This window comes from Nocardia sp. NPDC050412, from assembly GCF_044458825.1.
GTDB lineage: Bacteria > Actinomycetota > Actinomycetes > Mycobacteriales > Mycobacteriaceae > Nocardia.
Genome location: NZ_JBITIJ010000008.1, coordinates 210,808 through 228,107 on the forward strand (window position 1 = coordinate 210,808; position 17,300 = coordinate 228,107).

16 protein-coding genes are annotated in these 17,300 nt (G+C 65.5%); 13 read left to right on the top strand and 3 right to left on the bottom strand.

What is annotated here, in order from left to right; all coding sequences use genetic code 11:
- The first annotated feature begins 32 nt into the window (after positions 1-32).
- The 5 genes from ACIBI6_RS23795 to ACIBI6_RS23815 all read left to right on the top strand — a co-directional run bounded on the left by ACIBI6_RS23795 (position 33) and on the right by ACIBI6_RS23815 (position 4,893).
- Positions 33-1,436 carry a class I adenylate-forming enzyme family protein gene (locus ACIBI6_RS23795; RefSeq protein ID WP_396957822.1) on the top strand — a complete coding sequence of 468 codons (1,404 nt, stop codon included), beginning with the start codon at positions 33-35 and terminating at the stop codon, positions 1,434-1,436.
- The gene (locus ACIBI6_RS23800; RefSeq protein WP_396957824.1) at positions 1,429-2,667 is read left to right on the top strand and encodes a type III PLP-dependent enzyme; all 1,239 of its coding nucleotides are present in this window, start codon (positions 1,429-1,431) and stop codon (positions 2,665-2,667) included. Before ACIBI6_RS23795 ends, ACIBI6_RS23800 begins: the two co-directional genes overlap by 8 nt.
- Positions 2,664-3,866 (top strand): acyl-CoA dehydrogenase family protein, encoded by a 1,203-nt coding sequence (locus ACIBI6_RS23805; protein ID WP_396957825.1) that lies wholly within the window; start codon positions 2,664-2,666, stop codon positions 3,864-3,866. The genes ACIBI6_RS23800 and ACIBI6_RS23805 overlap by 4 nt, the downstream gene beginning before the upstream one ends.
- Before the next feature lie 83 nt (positions 3,867-3,949).
- Positions 3,950-4,216 (top strand): phosphopantetheine-binding protein, encoded by a 267-nt coding sequence (locus ACIBI6_RS23810; RefSeq protein WP_396957827.1) that lies wholly within the window; start codon positions 3,950-3,952, stop codon positions 4,214-4,216.
- Positions 4,213-4,893: a response regulator transcription factor gene (locus ACIBI6_RS23815; RefSeq protein WP_396957829.1), complete on the top strand. Its 681-nt coding sequence runs from the start codon at positions 4,213-4,215 to the stop codon at positions 4,891-4,893. The genes ACIBI6_RS23810 and ACIBI6_RS23815 overlap by 4 nt, the downstream gene beginning before the upstream one ends.
- Before the next feature lie 49 nt (positions 4,894-4,942).
- Here ACIBI6_RS23815 and ACIBI6_RS23820 read toward each other — a convergent pair whose 3' ends face one another.
- Both ACIBI6_RS23820 and ACIBI6_RS23825 read right to left on the bottom strand, forming a co-directional pair.
- Positions 4,943-6,148 carry a glycosyltransferase 87 family protein gene (locus ACIBI6_RS23820; protein ID WP_396957831.1) on the bottom strand — a complete coding sequence of 402 codons (1,206 nt, stop codon included), beginning with the start codon at positions 6,146-6,148 and terminating at the stop codon, positions 4,943-4,945.
- 38 nt (positions 6,149-6,186) lie between these two features.
- Positions 6,187-7,002 carry a histidinol-phosphatase gene (locus ACIBI6_RS23825; protein ID WP_396957833.1) on the bottom strand — a complete coding sequence of 272 codons (816 nt, stop codon included), beginning with the start codon at positions 7,000-7,002 and terminating at the stop codon, positions 6,187-6,189.
- A 108-nt stretch (positions 7,003-7,110) separates the two neighbouring features.
- Between ACIBI6_RS23825 and ACIBI6_RS23830 the strand changes: the two genes are divergently transcribed.
- From ACIBI6_RS23830 to ACIBI6_RS23840, 3 genes are read left to right on the top strand one after another with little or no spacing between them, the layout of a single operon-like run.
- Positions 7,111-8,979 (top strand): ATP-binding cassette domain-containing protein, encoded by a 1,869-nt coding sequence (locus ACIBI6_RS23830; RefSeq protein ID WP_396957835.1) that lies wholly within the window; start codon positions 7,111-7,113, stop codon positions 8,977-8,979.
- Complete coding sequence (locus tag ACIBI6_RS23835; protein WP_396957837.1) at positions 8,976-10,814, top strand: ATP-binding cassette domain-containing protein; 1,839 nt, start codon at positions 8,976-8,978, stop codon at positions 10,812-10,814. Before ACIBI6_RS23830 ends, ACIBI6_RS23835 begins: the two co-directional genes overlap by 4 nt.
- The gene (locus ACIBI6_RS23840; RefSeq protein WP_396957839.1) at positions 10,814-11,065 is read left to right on the top strand and encodes a response regulator transcription factor; all 252 of its coding nucleotides are present in this window, start codon (positions 10,814-10,816) and stop codon (positions 11,063-11,065) included. The genes ACIBI6_RS23835 and ACIBI6_RS23840 overlap by 1 nt, the downstream gene beginning before the upstream one ends.
- Positions 11,066-11,106: 41 nt before the next feature.
- Here the strand turns inward: ACIBI6_RS23840 and ACIBI6_RS23845 are convergent, their stop codons facing one another.
- Positions 11,107-12,129 (bottom strand): hypothetical protein, encoded by a 1,023-nt coding sequence (locus tag ACIBI6_RS23845; protein WP_396957840.1) that lies wholly within the window; start codon positions 12,127-12,129, stop codon positions 11,107-11,109.
- 425 nt (positions 12,130-12,554) lie between these two features.
- Between ACIBI6_RS23845 and ACIBI6_RS23850 the strand changes: the two genes are divergently transcribed.
- The 5 genes from ACIBI6_RS23850 to ACIBI6_RS23870 all read left to right on the top strand — a co-directional run bounded on the left by ACIBI6_RS23850 (position 12,555) and on the right by ACIBI6_RS23870 (position 17,259).
- Positions 12,555-13,052: an NUDIX hydrolase gene (locus tag ACIBI6_RS23850; RefSeq protein ID WP_396957842.1), complete on the top strand. Its 498-nt coding sequence runs from the start codon at positions 12,555-12,557 to the stop codon at positions 13,050-13,052.
- 282 nt (positions 13,053-13,334) lie between these two features.
- Positions 13,335-14,339, top strand: coding sequence for a phosphotransferase enzyme family protein (locus ACIBI6_RS23855; protein WP_396957843.1), 1,005 nt, complete (start codon positions 13,335-13,337; stop codon positions 14,337-14,339).
- A gap of 4 nt (positions 14,340-14,343) precedes the next feature.
- Positions 14,344-15,342, top strand: coding sequence for a hypothetical protein (locus tag ACIBI6_RS23860; protein WP_396957845.1), 999 nt, complete (start codon positions 14,344-14,346; stop codon positions 15,340-15,342).
- 69 nt (positions 15,343-15,411) lie between these two features.
- Entirely contained in the window at positions 15,412-15,939 is a 528-nt protein-coding gene (locus tag ACIBI6_RS23865) for an AAA family ATPase (RefSeq protein ID WP_396957846.1), read from the top strand.
- A gap of 39 nt (positions 15,940-15,978) precedes the next feature.
- Positions 15,979-17,259 carry a DegT/DnrJ/EryC1/StrS family aminotransferase gene (locus ACIBI6_RS23870; protein ID WP_396957847.1) on the top strand — a complete coding sequence of 427 codons (1,281 nt, stop codon included), beginning with the start codon at positions 15,979-15,981 and terminating at the stop codon, positions 17,257-17,259.
- Positions 17,260-17,300 lie beyond the last annotated feature (41 nt).

Genomic DNA, 17,300 nt, shown 5'->3' on the forward strand with positions numbered 1-17,300 from the left:
TTTTTGTTCACGAACTCATTGCGAATGCTGCCGTGCAAAGACCGAATGCAGTCGCGGTCGTCGATCTCGGCGGTTCGTGGACCTACGCGGAGCTGAACAGCCACACGATGGAATATGCGACAGCTATCGCCGCGGCCGGTGTGCGTGGCGGTGACCGGGTCCTGATCCGTGCCACCGCCGAGCGCTGGGTACTCGCCGCGATCTACGCCTGCTCCCGCATCGGCGCGATAGCCGTTCCGATCAGTCCTGAGCTGCGACCGACGCAATGGGAGCAGATCAGTCGCGACGCGGAACCGGCACTCGCGATAAGCGGTCCACTATCGTCCGCCGACACGGCGACGACCGGGGAGTCCGCGTCGCCGTATGACGCCGATCCCGACGCGGCGGTGCTCCTCCTGTACACCTCCGGCAGCACCGCCGCACCAAAGGCCGTGGTGTGCGCGCACCGCCCGGTCCTGTTCGCGACGACCGCGATCGCCGACCGATTGAACTATCGATCGGGCGACGTAGTGCTGTGCCGGCTCCCGCTCTCCTTCGACTACGGCCTCTACCAAGCCTTTCTGACCGCTCTCTGCGGCGCGACGCTGGTGCTGGCCGGAGCCGGCGGCGACGCCGGCCTGCTTGGGCTCATGCGCAGGCACGGCGTGACCGTGGTGCCGGTGGTGCCGTCGCTCGCGACGATGCTTGTCCGGCTCGCGGCTCGCGGCACGGTCACCACGATTCGCCTGTTCACCAATACGGGCCAAGAACTGACGGCGCCACAGATCGACGCGCTGCGCCGGACATTCCCGTGCGCAGCCGTCCAATTGATGTACGGCACTACCGAATGCAAACGGATCACGATCGGCCAACCCGACGGCGGCCCGGCCCGGCCCGGCTCGGTCGGGTCGCCACTGCCCGGCACCATCGTGCGGATCGTCGACACGGATGCTCGTCCGGTGCCGCCCGGCGTGGAGGGCCAGATCACCGTTGCCGGACCACACCTGATGAACGGCTACTGGCGGGACGCGGAACTCACCGCGCAGACTTACCGCACCGACCCCGTCACCGGCGATCGGGTGCTGTACACCGGTGACTACGGTTGCCTCGACGAGAGCGGCAACCTGTACTTTCACGGTCGCCGCGACCAACTGTTCAAACACCGGGGCGTACGCACTAGCGTCGCGGAGATCGAGGCGGCGGCGCGCGCGGTGCCGGATGTCGACGACGCCGCTGTGGTGCCACCGCGCGGTGATGACGAGGCAGTGCTGTTCGCCGTCACCGATCTGCCGCCAGCCGAGGTCCTGCGCCGGCTGCATGACAGGCTGGAACCGCTCAAAGTGCCAGCGCACTGCCGAACGTTGGCCCGACTTCCGATCGGGATCAGGGGCAAGACCGACCGGACGGCGTTGGCCGCCTTGGTTGACGACGAGAAGGCGCAGGGCGCCCATGCCTGATATCGCCACCCTGGTCCGGCAGTACGGAAGCCCGCTCTACGTTTACGAACTGGACGCAGTGCAGCATGCGCTCGCCGATCTGCGCGTCGCCCTGCCCGCGCAGTCGGTTGTCTACTACTCGCTCAAGGCGAACCCGCACGTAGCGGTGGCCCGTGAACTGCGGAGATCCGGTTGCCGAGCGGAGATCAGCTCGCCTGGTGAGCTGGCAGTCGCCTTGAGCGCCGGATTCCGAGACGAAGACTGTCTCTACACCGGTCCGGGCAAAACCGACGCAGAGATTGATCACGCGCTCGCCAAGGGGGTGCGGCGGTTCTCCGCCGAATCCGCCGGTGAACTCGACCGAATCGGTCGGGCTGCGCTGAGACACGGCACCGAGGCGACGATCCTGTTGCGGGTCAACGGCGGTTCCGCCGGCGCGACTGGGCTTCGGATGACCGGGGCCGAGTCCCAGTTCGGAGTGGACGAGCAGCAGGTCATCGCGAATCCCGGACGCTTCATCGAAGTGCCCGGCACCCGTCTGGCCGGGTTGCATCTGTTCCCGCTGAGCAACGCGCGCGACGAGAGCAGCCTTATCGCCGCACTGCAGGCGAACATCGCACTCGCCGCGCGGTTGCGCGACCAGGCGGGACTGTCCCTTCGCGTCGTCGACCTGGGTGGCGGATTCGCCACCCCCTACGCCCGGCCTGGGTGCCGCCCGACCTATCCGGGTCTGCTCGACGCCTTGAACGCCGCACTGGACAAAGGTCTGCCCGGCTGGCGCAATCTCGACGTCGAGATCGCCTTCGAGTCGGGCCGGTACCTGGTCGGCGACAGCGGTCGCCTGGTCACCACCGTGCAGGACGTCAAAACCAGCGGAAACCGCACTTTTGTGGTGCTGGACGCCGGGATCAATCACCTCGGCGGGATGACCGGATTGGGCCGGCTGGCGCTCCCGTCGGCCGCCCCGGAGCACACCGGCGAAGCGACCACAACGGTGACGCTGGTCGGGCCCCTGTGTACCCCCGCCGATGTGCTCGGTCGCGATGTCGAAGTGCGCCCGCCGGCTCCGGGCGATTTGCTTGTCGTGCCGAATGTGGGTGCGTACGGGTTGAGCGCGAGCCTGGTGGCATTCCTGGGAAGGCCGGCCCCGACGGAGGTCGTGCTGGCGCACGACGATGTGGCGGACGCGAGCCGGTTGCGTCTGACGTATGAGAACGTACCCGTCGAGGAATCCACTCTGGAGGCGTCGTGACGAAGGCCGCAGTGGTAGCCGCCGAGCTGGTTCCCGTGCTGGCTCGGCACGCGTCGAAGGCTGACGCCGATGCCGAATTCCCCCGAGACAGTATCGAGGCGCTGCGCACGGCCGGCCTCTTCGGGTTGCTGGTCCCGACCGAGTACGGCGGCATGGGCGGTGACCTCGGAGACATGATCGACGCGGCGATCGTGCTCGCGGGGGGATGTCTGTCCACCGCGATGATCTGGGCGATGCACTGCCAGCAGGTCGACGCCGTCGTCCGGCACGCGGGTGGCAGGCTGCGCGCGGATCTGCTTCCCCGCATAGCCGCGGACGGGTACTACCTCGCCTCGGTGACCACCGAACCCGGCAAGGGGGCACACCTGCTGACTGCGAACTCGGTGATAGTCACCACGGACCAACAGCTGCTGGTGCGGCGCAACGCGCCGGTGGTGACCGGCGGTGAGTTCGCCGACGGGTTCTTGGTCACCATGCGCGCGGGTGCCGACGAACCACCGAACCGGGTCAGTCTCGTCTATCTGGACCGCAGTCAGGTCGAGGCCGAAACCGTGCGTGACTGGAACGCGATGGGTTTGCGCGGCACGCGGAGCGTCGCAATGGTGCTGTCCGGCACCGCTTCCGCGGATCAGGTGATCGGGGCCGCGGGCGGGTTTCGAGCGGTGGCCGTGGACAGTATGATCCCGGCCGGCCATCTCGCCTGGTCGGCGTGCTGGCTGGGCGCGGCAAGGGCCGCCCTCGACTCGCTGGCCTCTCTCATCAGATCCGCAGACCGGCCCGCGAGCATCAACCCCGACAGCGATCTCGTTCGGCACCGACTCGCCCGGACCCGGGTCGAGCTCGAGCTGTGCGGCGCCTACCTGCTGCACATTCGGAACGAGGTAGCAAACCGCAGGCGCGTCGGGCGCGGAATGGACGAGTACGCCTTCCAAATCAAACTCGACACACTCAAGGTGGCCTGTTCGGAGTTGACATTCTCGGCGGTGGACCGCCTTGTCCAACTCGGCGGCGCGATGACCGGCTATCAGCGAGATGCACCGGTGCCACTAGAGCGGCATTTCCGCGACCTGCGGTCGGCGAGCCTCAACTATTCCAACGACCGCCTGCTTACCGCGATTGGCGCGCTGACCTTGCTGAACGGCGCCGGGCGCCTCGCTGAAGATCCCGAAACGGTCCAGGAGCCGGGTCACGGGAAGTGACTGGCAGGCGTCGACATGAACAGACGTACCGAGAGCGCCGTGCCGACCGCGGCAATCCACATCCAGACAACAGAGGAGTTCAGATGAGCAGCCAGAAGTGGGCCGAACCGTTCGAGAAGAAGTTGCGCACCTATCTACCGCTTCTGTCTGCCGACACAGAGCTGACTCCGGATCTGAACCTCGCCAATCACGGTCTCGACTCGTTGGCCACCGTGGGTCTGCTGCTCGATCTCGAAGAGACGTTCGCCGTGACGATCCCCGACCATCTGCTCTCCGTGGACACCTTCGCGACGCCTGCCGGACTCTGGGCGGTCATCGACAGCCTGCGAGACCGGGAGACCGTCAAGTGACGGCGCTATCGTCCACCACCCCGGTGGCCTTCGGGACGGCTGTCGGCGCAACCAGCGCTGTCGGCATCCGGCCAGCCGCCGCAAGTCGATCGGATGCGGAATATCCTGCGTTGATTCGGGTCGCAATCGTGCTGCCGCATCCGTTGGTCCGGTTGGGGATCGAGCATGTGCTCGCCACAGACGGACGCCTCGGGGTGGTCGGCTCGGCCGACACCGCGGATCCCATCGACTTGGCGCCGTTGCGGGCCAATGTCGTGGTGTGCGGGCCGGACCTGGTGTCGGTTCTCGGCGGTAGCTGCCCGGCGGTGGTGATCACACCCGACGTTGCGCAGGTTCCTGCCGGGGCCGCGGCGGTAATCGGGTGGCAGGCGGACCCTGATCACCTCATAACGGCCATTCTCCGGGCAGCGACTGGCCGATCACCCGACCCCGGCCTCGTTCGGGGAAAAGGCGGGCGGCAACTCGGTAAACGGGAGATCGAGGCCTTGCAGTGGGTGGCTCGCGGCCTGACCCACCGCCAGGTCGGGCGCCGGATGGGACTGACCGAGGAGACGGTCAACACCTATATCAAGCGCATACGCGCCAAAATCGGCGCCCACAACAAAGCCGCGCTGACCCGCCGCGCCATCGAGCTGGGCTACCTGGATCATGAGGTGCTCACCCTGGAAGTGTCCTGAATAGCCCGGATGGCTTTTGGGTCGGCAGGTTCACGCGCAAACCGGCGGATCACGGCAGCATGGTACGGAAGCGGAACGAGGCCACCACCAGCCACCCAACGATGAGGAGGCCGACGATTGCGAAACTAGCCGTGTACAACTGCTGGACCATGCTCAGGTGCAACGCCTTTGCCGCCTCCTGAGGAACTCCCCACCAGTCCAGTCGTGCGGTGAACACGCCGAACGACGCCATAACCACAGCGCATGCGACCGCTGAGCGCGATCGCCAGGCCACCGCACCGACCACGATCAGCGTCGGCACGATCCAGACCCAATGGTGCTCCCAGGAGACCGGCGAGACCAATAACCCGGTCAACGCACAGATGCACGCGCCGGCCATCGATGCGCCGCGACGGTGCACAAGCACGGCTGCGCCGATGCCGAGTACGCCGACAAACGATCCGACTACGAGCCACACCCCGTTGACCTGAGTGGTGCCCAGCAAACGGGACAGCACCGACCGTAGCGATTGCTTGTAGATGCTCTGCGGCTTGCTGACCGGGTACAGATCGAACACCTTCCCGAACCAGAAGGTGGACGAGTCCGAGGGCAGCACGGCGAAACTCACCGCGATGGTGGCCGCGAAGGCGCCGAGTGCCAACAGCGCCTGCCGAATCCGCCCGGTGCACACGAGATACACCACGAAGATCAGCGGGGTCAGTTTCAGCCCGGCCGCCAGCCCGATGGCAATGCCTTGACCACGTGCGTCGGACCGCAAAAGATCCCACAGCACGACAACCATCAGCATGATATTCACCTGGCCACTCACCAGGTCGATGTCTATCGGGGTGAGCGGCAACGCGAGCACGGTGAGCCCCACCGAGCAGCCGAGCAATCGAGCCCGTCCAGCCACGCCGCAGTGCCGTAGGCACAGCCAGATCATCGCGATCAAGCAGGCCACTTGACCCGCGTTCCACACCACGATCGCAACCGACACCGACGGCGAAACCAAGGCCGCGAACGCTACAGCCGCGAATGGTGGATAGGTGAACGGCAGTATTCCCGCCGAAGGCTCGTAGATGCTCAGCCCATGCCGTACGGCATCACCTGCCGCCCGGTAGACCGCCAGATCCACGGTCCACAGATCCGAGTCGCGGCGTGCCGCAAACTCGACGAGGGCGATACCTGCCGATACCACCAGGCAAACGCCGGCAACCAACCAACGGTGCGTGCGCGCGACAGCCTGTCTCGCCACCAGTCGATCGGTGCGGGTCATCGAATAGTCGCTTCCCTAATAGTCGTCAATATGCGGCCTTACAACGGTCGGCGATGGCGAACGCGATTACGGAATACGTACCACTCGCGGTAGCCGAGACCACGCAGATGATTGCGGACCGCCTCGAAGTCCTCACCGATCCTGTCGGGCTGGTGCGCATCCGATCCGAATGTCACTTTCACGCCGTAAAAGGCGGCTCGCTCCAGCACATCCGGCGCCGGATACCACCCGCCTACCGGCTTCGTACTACCGGAGGTATTGACCTCCATCACCACGTCCGACTCGGCGATATCACGCAGCATCCGATCCACCGCTGGCGTGCGAATCGCGGCGATCTCCGGGCAGTTGCCTTTGATGGCGTCGACGTGGCCGAGGATGTCGAACAATCCACTGCGCGCGGAACGGCCTACCGCGGCGCAATAGCTTTCTTTCTCGGCGAGCAGATCCGCTCCGATCCAGCGCGCCGGATTGAAGATATCCAGTTCCCCGAGCACGTGTACCGAGCCGATAATGTAATCCAGCGGGTAGCGCGAATATATCTGCCGATATAGCTCGCGGTGGTCGTCGAAAAAGTCGGACTCCACGCCGACCAGAACCGTGATGCGTTCACGGTACTCAGCTCGGAGCGCAATGGCCTCGGCCACATATTTCGGGAACTCCGACTTGGCCATCGCCACCCATGGCTTGAAATGGTCGACCGGCTCGGCGAAAAACGGCGAGTGGTCCGACAGTCCGATGGTGTCAAGGCCAGCTTCGATCGCTGCCTCGATCATCTGCCGAAGTGTGCCCTCGGCGTGGCCGCATCGGTCGTGATGCGTATGCAGATCGAACATGGCTCCAGTCTCTGTATTCATCGACACCCCAGATCATCCGGCCGCGCGGTTCCGTCGTCGATGTCCCAGTTCTGGGACCGTGCTTCAAACAAGTACGACCATCAATTCGGCCGCTAATGTGGGTGCACCATGACAAACACCCGTGCCACCGAAGTCGGCCGATCGTCGAATGCTGTTGCATTCCTTCGGGATCGGGTCATGCTGCTGGCCGAACTGCGCCGTGGCGGCCCGGTCGCGATCGGAACTCTTGTCATCGTGCAATTGGCAAGTAGCTCGGTGCCTGCGCTGATGGCGCTGGCGCTGGCGAATCTGGTCAGCCGCCTGCTCAGCGGCGCTTCGACGATGTCGGCTCTCCTCGTGCTCGGCGCAGTCGTTTTGGTCGGGCGGCTTGCCCAAACCATGTCCGCGCCAACGATTTACCTGGTGGCGCAACGCATCGACACGGCCCGGCGAACTGCACTGACCGAACTCGCGTCGTCGAGCGCGGAGATCGGAATGCTGGAGCAGCCTCGGGTGCGCGAACTGCTCCGGATCGCTCGGGCCGATCCGGAGTTCTGGGCCGAACGCACGCCGGGGCAAGGAGCGACCGCTCAGCTCGATCTCATCGTCCGGTGGGTCGGCGTGCTCGGCTCCGCCGCGGTGCTGGCCGGCTTCGCCTGGTGGCTCGCTCCGTTGGTCATCGTTCCCGCGTTGGTGAGTCGGTCCATCTGGCGGCGGCAATTCATGGAGCACATCGACATCGAGCGAGCCGGTGTACTCGCCGGGATAGAGGCGGACCACTGGCGGCGGTTGGCGGTGGACTGGACAGACGGCAAGGAGAGCCGCACCTTCGGGTTGCAGGACTGGGCGGTTGACCGCTGGAGGCAACAGCACCTGGCTATGTCGTCGCCGAAGTGGACCGCAGGCGTACGCAGCGTGCTGGAGCAATGGAAAATCGCCGCTGTCATCGGTCCGCCGTTGATCACCGCATTTGCGCTGATCGTGTGGCAGGCCGGCGAGCCGGGCGGGAATGCCGCAGCCGCAGCCGCGGTACTCGGTGCCGGTTGGGCGATCCTGAACTTGCTCGGCTTTGCCGACGCTCTAGAGATCGAGGGCGCCATCCCAGGCTGCAAAGCGTACGCGGAACTGCGTGCCGAGCTGGCCGCGTCAGGCCCCACCACCGAGAAATCGCTGTCGGAGCGGCCGGAGAACCGGGCAGCGCCGCTGGTGCGGTTCGAGGGCGTCTCGTTCGGCTATTCCACTTCGGCGTCTGCAGTGCTCGACCAGTTGGAACTCGAGATCCGGCCGAGTGAACTGCTGGCGATCGTTGGCCTCAACGGCGCAGGAAAGTCCACACTCATCAAGCTGTTGGCCGGCCTCTATCGGCCGACCGCCGGGCGAATCACGGTCGATGGCACCGACCTGGCACGAATCGACCGGCAAGAGTGGTACCGCCGGATCTCCATCGTGTTTCAGGACTTCGTCCGCTACCACCTGTCGGTGGTGGAGAACGTCACGCTCGGGTACGCGGCCGTGCCGGTAGACCAGGAGCGCGCCGAGCGGGCCGCAGCCGAATCGGGACTGGACCGGATCGTGGCCGGGCTGCCGCAGGGTTGGGATACGCCGCTGGCCAGGTCTCGCACCGGCGGCACCGATCTGTCCGGCGGCCAGTGGCAGCAGGTGGTCTTAACCAGGGCTATATACGCGTTGCGGAGCGGCGCGCGACTATTGGTGCTCGACGAGCCGACCGCCCACCTCGACGTCGAAGCGGAGTTCGAGGTGTTCCATCAACTGGCCAGGCACAAGCAACATGCCGGGGTCGTGCTGATCTCGCATCGCCTCTCCACTGTGCGATTGGCCGACCGGATCGTCCTGCTCGACGGCGGCCGGATCGTGGAGTCCGGTACGCACGCCGAGCTGATGACGCTCGACGGCAAATACGCCGAGCTCTTTACCACCCAAGCTGAGCGGTTCAACCAGAGATTCGACGACCGTTTCGATGAGGGAGACACGCTGTGACCCGCTACCTGCGCCTGTGGCGCGAGATACTTGGCATCTCCTGGCGGCACGCGCGTGGACTGACCACCACCGTATTCGCAACCGAGATCGGTCTGGTCGCTGCCAATGTCGGTATCGCGCTTGCGATGCGCTCCGCCGTGAACGATCTGATCACCCGCCACATCGCAGCGGCCGTAACGGCAGCGGTGGTCGCCGCCGCAGCGTGCACCCTGGTGCTCGTGCTCAACCGATTGCACGGACTTGTCGGGCTCTTCCTGGTCGTGGAGAAGGTCAGCGTGGTCATCGAAGACCGGCTGATGCGCGACATCGCCAAGTTGGAGACGGTCGAGCATCTGGAGCGCAGCGACTACCTCGACCGGATCACTGTGCTACGGGGAGCTCCGCGGCGGATTGTCGGCGGCATGTGGGCCGCAGTGCGTGCGTGCTTCACCGTGCTCCAGCTCGCCCTGACATTGCTGCTGCTCGGGACGGTCAGCCCCTGGCTGCTGGTGCTACTCGTCCTTGCAGTGGCCCCGTTGTGGTGTGACCGCAAGGGACGTGAGCTGGAGAGTCGCGCCGAGACCGACACCGCCGAGGCGTTCCGGCTCCAGCAGCACCTGTTCGACCTCGCCGCCGACGCCGCCGCGGGCAAAGAGATCCGGACGGCGCAGGCCGGCTCGGTGGTGGCGCGACGGCAAGCCGCAGCGATGCGAGAGGTCACCGCGGGCCGCTACGCCGCGCGAGTTCACGCGGCGTGCTTACGAGCCCTGGGGTGGACGGTGTTCGTCGTCGGTTTCACCGCATCGCTCGGCGTAGTGGCGCATTTGGCCGAATCCGGTGCCGCGACTGCGGGCGATGTCGTCCTCGTTGTCACACTAACCATTGCCTTGCAGCACACGGTGCAGACAGCCGTCGGACAGCTCACGATGACGATGAGCGCCAGCGTATTCCTGGAGCCTTATCTGTGGCTCAGGTCGTACCTGGCCGCCGAGCGGCAGGCGCGCTCCGGTGACAGACCGCCGCCAGAGCGGCTACAGACCGGAATCCGGTTCGAGCACGTCAGTTTCACCTATTCCGGCACCGACAAACCCGTGCTGAACGATGTCAGCGTGCTGCTGCCCGCCGGCAGTGTGGTCGCGCTCGTGGGCGAATTCGGCTCCGGAAAGTCGACGTTCGTCAAGCTGCTCAGCAAGTTCTACGAACCCCGATCGGGCGTTATCACCCTCGACGGCATCGACCTGCGCGACCTGAGTACCGAGGACTGGCGCCGCCGCACGAGTGCGGCCTACCAGGATTTCGGCCGCTACCCCCAGATGACCCTCGCCGAGGCGGTCGGGTTGGGTGACATCACCCGTCTCACCGATGAAGCGGCGCTGGCCGGCGCAATCGGTGCAGCCGACGCCGAAGGGCTGGTGCGGAGGCTGCCCGAGGGAACCGCGACCCGCCTGTCCCCGATTCACGGCGGGGTCGAGTTGTCCGAGGGCCAGTGGCAGAAGACCGCGCTCGCGCGTTCGAGTATGCGATCCGATCCGCTGCTGTTCATGCTCGACGAGCCCACCGCGTCGCTGGATGCTCCCAGCGAGCACGCCATCTTCCAGCAGTACATGCTGCGGGCGCGCCGGTTGGCGGCGCTCAACGGCGCGATCACCCTGGTGGTGTCACACCGCCTGTCCACCGTCTCCGACGCCGACCTGGTGCTAGTCCTGGACGGAGGACGACTCGTCGAGCATGGCACCCATGAACAGCTGTTGGCGGCCAGCGGCCGCTATAGCAAGCTGCATCGGTTGCAGGCCAACGCGTACAACATGCGTCCGGGATCTTTCTTGCACACCGGCGCGCATGAGGTGCCGCTGTGATGCCGCCTCCGCCGGGGGAGCCCCCGAGCGCGAATGGGGCCGAAGACTCCTGGGCGCTTCTTTCAGGGAGGGAACGAGAGGTCGTTGTCCACATCGCTGAGGGACTCACCTATGCGGCCGTTGCTCATCGGATGGGACTGAGCCGGCACACTATTGACACCTACTTGCGGCGTGTCCGCCGCAAGACCGGGGTAACCAGTCTAGCCGAATTGGCGATCCTGGCCTTCGTGCAGCGGGCGGCGAATGAGTGAGGCTGGACCACTCGCGGTGGCCCACGCATATCAGGCGCTGGTCAATTCTCCGCATTGGGGACGAGCAGCGCTGCGGTAGCTCGATCACAGTGCAGGGATGGCGTCCACCGCAGCTCATACACGGGGACATCCGCGACAAGTCCACGCAACGTATCGCGCAGCAACTCCGCGCTCTCCACTCCGGTGCCGGGAGACAGCCAGTGCGTTCGGTAGGCCGGATCGGGTACCAGCGCGTGCTGGAGTACGGCGCTCAGCGGATCGACCGCTTCGGCGCAGACAGGGAGTTCGGATCCATCGGCAACTAGCACCACGATTCGATCCACCCGGACGCCACTGACGAACCCGCCGCCGATTAGCTCTGCGACCTCGCCGTTGGTCAGGGAGATCTTGCTCCCGGATGCCGTTGCCGCGCTGTTGTCCCGGTGCTGGCCGAGACGCCGTGTATCGTCGATTCCCAACGCACGGAAGGCGCCCGAGGCGAGCCTTGTCGTAGACGGCAGACCGACCATCCACCAGGTTTCCGCCTCGGCATCCCATAACACGAGCAGGCGGTCGGTAGCGACACAACGGCCACCCGCGGCGGCGATCTGCACCGAGCCCGAGGTCTTGCCTGCACCGGAGTCGCCGGGCAGCATGACAGCACTGCCATCGGGCAGAACACCGCCGCCGGCATGGAACATCAACGCTCCCCGCTGGACGAGGCGTTCACGAACCAGTTCACGCAGGACTCGGGCCGTGGAGACGGCGGCGCCATGGACCTCGTCGCCGATCAGCACCCAAGACTGGAAGTCGTCGGTGATCAGGAGATGCTTCCACGCGTAACCCTCGCCGGAGGCCAGGACGCGGAAGCCGTCCTCGGTCGTCCACGAGTTGTACCACCAGTCGGTGAACGACTCGACTGCTACGCGTCTGCGAGTTTCGCCCGTCGAACGCGCGCGAGCGGCGAGGTCGGCGTCGATCCACAGGTGTAGCTCGTAGGCGACCGAACGGGCCACAGCCGACGGTTCAGTTACGTGGTACTCGGCCGCGACCGCGGCACGAACCTCGTCCACCTCGGTGAACACAGCCAACCCAATGTCAAACCAGTCGACGCGCACGGGCGGTGTCGATGCAGTCGAGGACCGTACGCTCCGCACGATGTCGCCCGCACCACGTATTGCCCCGGTCCGATCCGAGACCTGAAGGAATGTGTCGATCCGCTCGCCCGAGCGCAGCCCCCAGGAGGACTGCTCCGGCGCGTCGGACCAACGTGCAAACTCCTGTGACATATCGATTCTTCTCTCCTCCGACGATAGAGGACGATTACGGTGTCCGGACGGTATCGGTGTTGCCCTTGCGCCCCGAGAGCCCAAATGCATTGGGACAATCACACGGCTACGCTGCCGAGCCGGTAACGACTCCCCGATCACCGTATCCAGACGGTCGGATTGCTTGCGAGTCACGAACTTTCGTTACCCGCAGGCAGGACACACTCGGAAAGGACAGCTCCATGGAGCCGAAACCCCAGCAGGCCGAACCGGTTCTGCGCCCCGCCGTACGACTGGTGTTGCTCGACGACAAAGACCGCCTGCTGCTGTTCTCCAGCACAGACGACTCCGACGGCCACACCTTTTGGTACCCCGTCGGTGGTGGCCGCGAAGAAGGCGAAACACTCGAACAGACAGCGGCCCGCGAAGCACGCGAGGAAACTGGCCTCACCGAACTCTCGCTCGGCCCAGAGCTCTGGCGCCGTCGGAAAATCGCCTCCTGGGGTGGCACTACCTACGACTGTCACGAAAGCTACTTCCTCGCGCGAGTCGACAGCTTCGACATCGACACGACAGGATTCACCGAATCCGAACGCAGCTCGGTCAAGAGCCACCGTTGGTGGACGCTGGACGAACTCGCGGCGACGCGCGACCGTCTCGTACCTGATAACCTACCCACACTCCTGGCCGACCTGCTGATCTCCGGGCCACCGGTCGAGCCGATCACCCTCATGGGCTGAGCGTCTGGACGCGGGCCGGGTCGAAAGATCTGCCGCCCACTGGTGTTGCCGCCCAAGGTTTTTCGGCTGGCCGACCACAGTCGAGTCCGCAAAGTCAACCGACTACGCCCACTCGGCTGTCACGAGAAGTCGGGACGTTCTTCCCGACGCGCCTCATGCGAGCATGGGGACGGGGCGGTTGTCGCCCACTCGGGTCAGACGGCCTGGCCACGGCTTTCAGCGGGGGAACATGAACGGGGAAACACGTACTGCCGACGGCTACGAACCGGGAGGTCGGCTCTCATGAGCACACCGGCCTGGCGGCAATGTGCCGGGGGGGATCCCGGCCCAGCCGTCGCCAGTGAGTACTGGGGACTGCCGATCCGCAACGCCGAGCGGCTCGACCGCGAGAGCGCGAACGCGTTGTGGCGCCTGCGGACCGGCGACGGTGTATACGTTCTCAAACGGCTCGGTCAGCCCGCGTCGCTGCAGTGGCTGGATTTCCAGTCGACGGCGACCCGGGCTGCCGACCGCGCCGGGATTCCGGTGATGCAAACAATTCCTTCGGTGAGCGGTGCACACACCGTGTCCACCACGATCGGGCAGTGCCAGCTGCGCCGCTACGTCGAAGGCCGTTCGTTCCAAAGCAGTTCGTCCTCCGACGTCGCCAAGGCCACCGAGATGCTCCGTGCGTTGCACCGAGTCCCGGTAGCCGGGCTGACTCTGGTGCCGTGTCCGTCGGCAAATCTCGAGTCGTGGCTCGCCGCGGACGAGACCGCCTTGCCGGAGTTGGAAAAGGTTCTGACCCAGGTTGTGCCTGCCGGTCTCGCCGGTCGTGCGGTACTGGACTACGGTGCGGCGCTGGATCGTGCGCAGAACCAGCTGGGCGCAGCCGACTACCGATCCTGGCCAGTCGCGCTGACCCACGGCGAGATCACCGGATCAAACCTGGTGCTGGATGCGGACGGCGGGCTCGGGACGGTTTTGGACTGGGATGCCGTTCAGCTGCGGCCACGCGTGCACGACTTGGCAATGGCAGCCCTCTTCTTGGGACGTAAGAAACGCGGCAGCCTGAACATCGACCCGAACATCGCACGGGCGGTACTCGAGCAGGCCACCGCTGGTAATCCACTGACCGTAGCGGAGACCGATGTCTTGCCCGCAGTGCTCGAGCTGTACTTCGTGCCGACCGCAGACCGCCTTGCCAGATACGCCAAGACGTCGCCGCAGGATGTCAAGTGGTATGTCGGCTGGTCAGCCGAGGGCGCACGGCGATCGCGCGAGCTGCTCGCCCCGATCCTGGGGTGATCAAGTGCCGGAGACGATGGCCACAGTGGACTTCTCGGTGGCTGACCACCATGTCGCTCTCGCGGCGCCACGGGAGCTGACCGACGACATCACGACACGGTTAGCTCCCTATCTCACAGTCGGGCCCACAGCCGGTATCGCGAAGTGGACTGTGCAGTGCGGCGTGGATCCGTCCATCGACCCCCTGGGTGCGCAACGGGTCGTGCTCTCCTCCCCCACGGAGCCGCAAGCCGTGCTGTGGGTGGATCACGAAACGCACCTGATCATCATCGACCGGTCGACCCCACCGAGTTTTGCCAGTCACTTCGCCGCGCGCTACCTCCGCATCCTGCTGCGGCTGTGCCTGGCGGAGAGCCCGGACGAGCTCTTTGCACACGCCGGGATGGTGGCGCGTTCTGATAGGTCAGGGTTCGTCGTGCTCGGCCCCAAACGTGCGGGCAAGACTTCGACCCTGCTCTCGGCAGTGATTTCTGGCGCCGTGTTCGTCGGCAATGACGATGTGAGCATCGCTTGGACCGGGACCGGCTGGATCGGACGCGGCTGGCCGCGCTCGATCTCGGTGCGGCTGGATACTTTCGACGCCCTTGGGCTGCCGTCAGCGAACGTCGTCGCGGCGGCCTCGGGTCATCCGAGCCAGGGCTCCAGCACCACCATCGGGGCAATGATGCTGCTACCGGGCGAGTTGACCGAACTCCTGAGCGCGCCTGCGGTTCGGGCGTCTGCGCCGGTGGCTGCGCTGGTATTCCCACAGTTCACCGACGAATCCCCACCGATACTGCGACCCTTAAGTCGCGAGGATGCCTTAAGACGGTTGCTCGATGAACTACTGCCCGAACCGGTCAAGCAGGCCGACTTCTTGCTGCCCCACTTCAACCTGGTGTCCCAGACCACTGCCGCCGAGCTCTGCGACCGACTGACCGCCGAGGTCCCCGCATTCGAGCTGAGGCAGAACTTCCGGGACCTCCGCGCGGGTTCTGCCCATCTGAGCGCACTGCTCGACTGAAATGCTGTTCGCCACCGAGACATTGGGAGCGTCATGTCCCACGACGATCGACCGCCAGAGGAACGCCCGATGACTATGACCGCCGGGCCGAGGCGGATTTGGCTGATCGGCTGCCCCGGCTCGGGCAAGACGACGCTCGGCCGAGCCCTTTCGGCTGAGCTGGACCTGCCGCACCATGAGCTCGACACACTGTTTTGGCTGCCCGGCTGGCAGCGTGCCGAGGCTGAACGGTTCCATGAGTCGGTGGTAGCTGTCGCCGCCACCGACTCATGGATCATCGACGGCCAGTACGAGTCTGTGCACCCGGTGCTGGCAGCTGCCGCCGATACCGTGATCTGGCTGGATGTGCCGCTCATGACGACGGTGCCGCGCGTGGTCCGGCGTTCGCTGGGCAGGCTCGTGCGCAGGACCGCTCTGTGGAACGGCAACCGCGAGCATCCGACCACTGCATGGGACCTGCTGACCTGGGCAATCGGTACCCACCGCAACACAAGGGCGGTGAACCGGCGACTACTGGCGGACCTCTCAGCACGCGGCACGCGGACCGTCCACACCGACTCGGTCCGGGGTGTGCACGCCCGGTTGCCGATCGGCTGACCGAGATCACCCTCCAGTGGAGAAGAAGGAAGACATACCGTGGCAACTGTTTCGACCGAACTGGCACTACTTGGCGGCGCACCCGTGGTTGACCGGGTTCCCTCAATCATGCCGCCAGCCGTCGGCAACAGCGACCTCGATCTGATCGCGGACTTGGTGCGGCGCGGAGAGACCGCGTATGTGGGCCATGAGGGTCAGGTGGGCGCATTCGAGGAGGAGTTCAAGCGGTATGCCGGAACGACGCATGCTCTGGCGGTCAACTCCGGCACGTCCGCGCTGTACTCAGCGTTCTTCGGAATCGGTCTGACCGCGGGCGACGAGGTGCTGGCACCCACATACACTTTCCTCGCCACTGTGATGCCCATTTTCGCCGTAAACGCAGTCCCCGTGCTCGTCGATGTCGACGCATCGACCGGCAACCTCGACCCTGACGACATGGAACGACACGTCACCTCCCGAACGCGCGCTATCGTCGTCACCCACCTCAACGGCGTTCCCGCCGACATGGACGTGATCATGCCAATGGCGCGACGGCATGGCCTCGCTGTGGTCGAGGACTGCTCGCAGGCTCATGGCGCTGTTTGCTCCGGTATGAACGTGGGCTCGTTCGGCGACGCAGGCGCGTTCAGCCTCCAGGCTAAGAAGACGGTCACCGCAGGTACCGGCGGCATCCTGATCACCGACAACCAGCGGGTCTACGAGCGTGCCGTAATGCTCGGGCACTTCCTCGACCGTGCCGAGGAGGATGTGCGAAGCGCGGAATACGCGCAGTTCGCGACCACCGGTTTCGGTCTCAACCTCCGGATGCATCCGCTCGGCGCCGTCCTGGCTCGTAGCTCATTGCGTCAGCTGGACGACATTCTGACAGTGAGGCAGCGCAACTACGAGCATATGGACCGACTGCTGACCGAGATCCCAGGCGTCCAACCACCGGTTCGTCGCGCCTACATGGACCGGGTATCGCACTACAGTTACCAGCCGCTCTACCGGTCCGACGAGCTGGGCGGTCTGCCGATCGACACCTATACCAAGGCTGTCGCCGCCGAGGGTGTCCCGCTGTCGAGGCCGAGGTCCGGGGCGATGCACCAGCAGCCTGCCTTCCAGGACCCCGCATGGGATAGCCAGACCTTCAGCACCGCCGCGAGCCGGTACCGGCGCTACCGTGGGGACGAGTTCCCCGGCTCCGCAACCTATCTCGCGCACGCCCTGCGGCTACCTGTCCACTCCATCGACATTCGTCCCGACTTGGACCGCTGGGCCGAAGCCTTGTCAAAGGTGGCCGCCAACGTGGACAAGCTCAAACGCGCTGAGGGAATCTGACCTCGCCGTCGGCAATCGAACAGAGGGCTCGACGCGGGTGT

Coding starts and splice junctions, on each gene's coding strand:
- ACIBI6_RS23800 (WP_396957824.1), top strand. CDS start 1,429: ATGCCTGATATCGCCACCCTGGTCCGGCAGTACGGAAGCCCGCTCTAC.
- ACIBI6_RS23840 (WP_396957839.1), top strand. CDS start 10,814: ATGCCGCCTCCGCCGGGGGAGCCCCCGAGCGCGAATGGGGCCGAAGAC.
- ACIBI6_RS23810 (WP_396957827.1), top strand. CDS start 3,950: ATGAGCAGCCAGAAGTGGGCCGAACCGTTCGAGAAGAAGTTGCGCACC.
- ACIBI6_RS23820 (WP_396957831.1), bottom strand. CDS start 6,148: ATGACCCGCACCGATCGACTGGTGGCGAGACAGGCTGTCGCGCGCACG.
- ACIBI6_RS23830 (WP_396957835.1), top strand. CDS start 7,111: ATGACAAACACCCGTGCCACCGAAGTCGGCCGATCGTCGAATGCTGTT.
- ACIBI6_RS23865 (WP_396957846.1), top strand. CDS start 15,412: ATGACTATGACCGCCGGGCCGAGGCGGATTTGGCTGATCGGCTGCCCC.
- ACIBI6_RS23855 (WP_396957843.1), top strand. CDS start 13,335: ATGAGCACACCGGCCTGGCGGCAATGTGCCGGGGGGGATCCCGGCCCA.
- ACIBI6_RS23850 (WP_396957842.1), top strand. CDS start 12,555: ATGGAGCCGAAACCCCAGCAGGCCGAACCGGTTCTGCGCCCCGCCGTA.
- ACIBI6_RS23825 (WP_396957833.1), bottom strand. CDS start 7,002: ATGAATACAGAGACTGGAGCCATGTTCGATCTGCATACGCATCACGAC.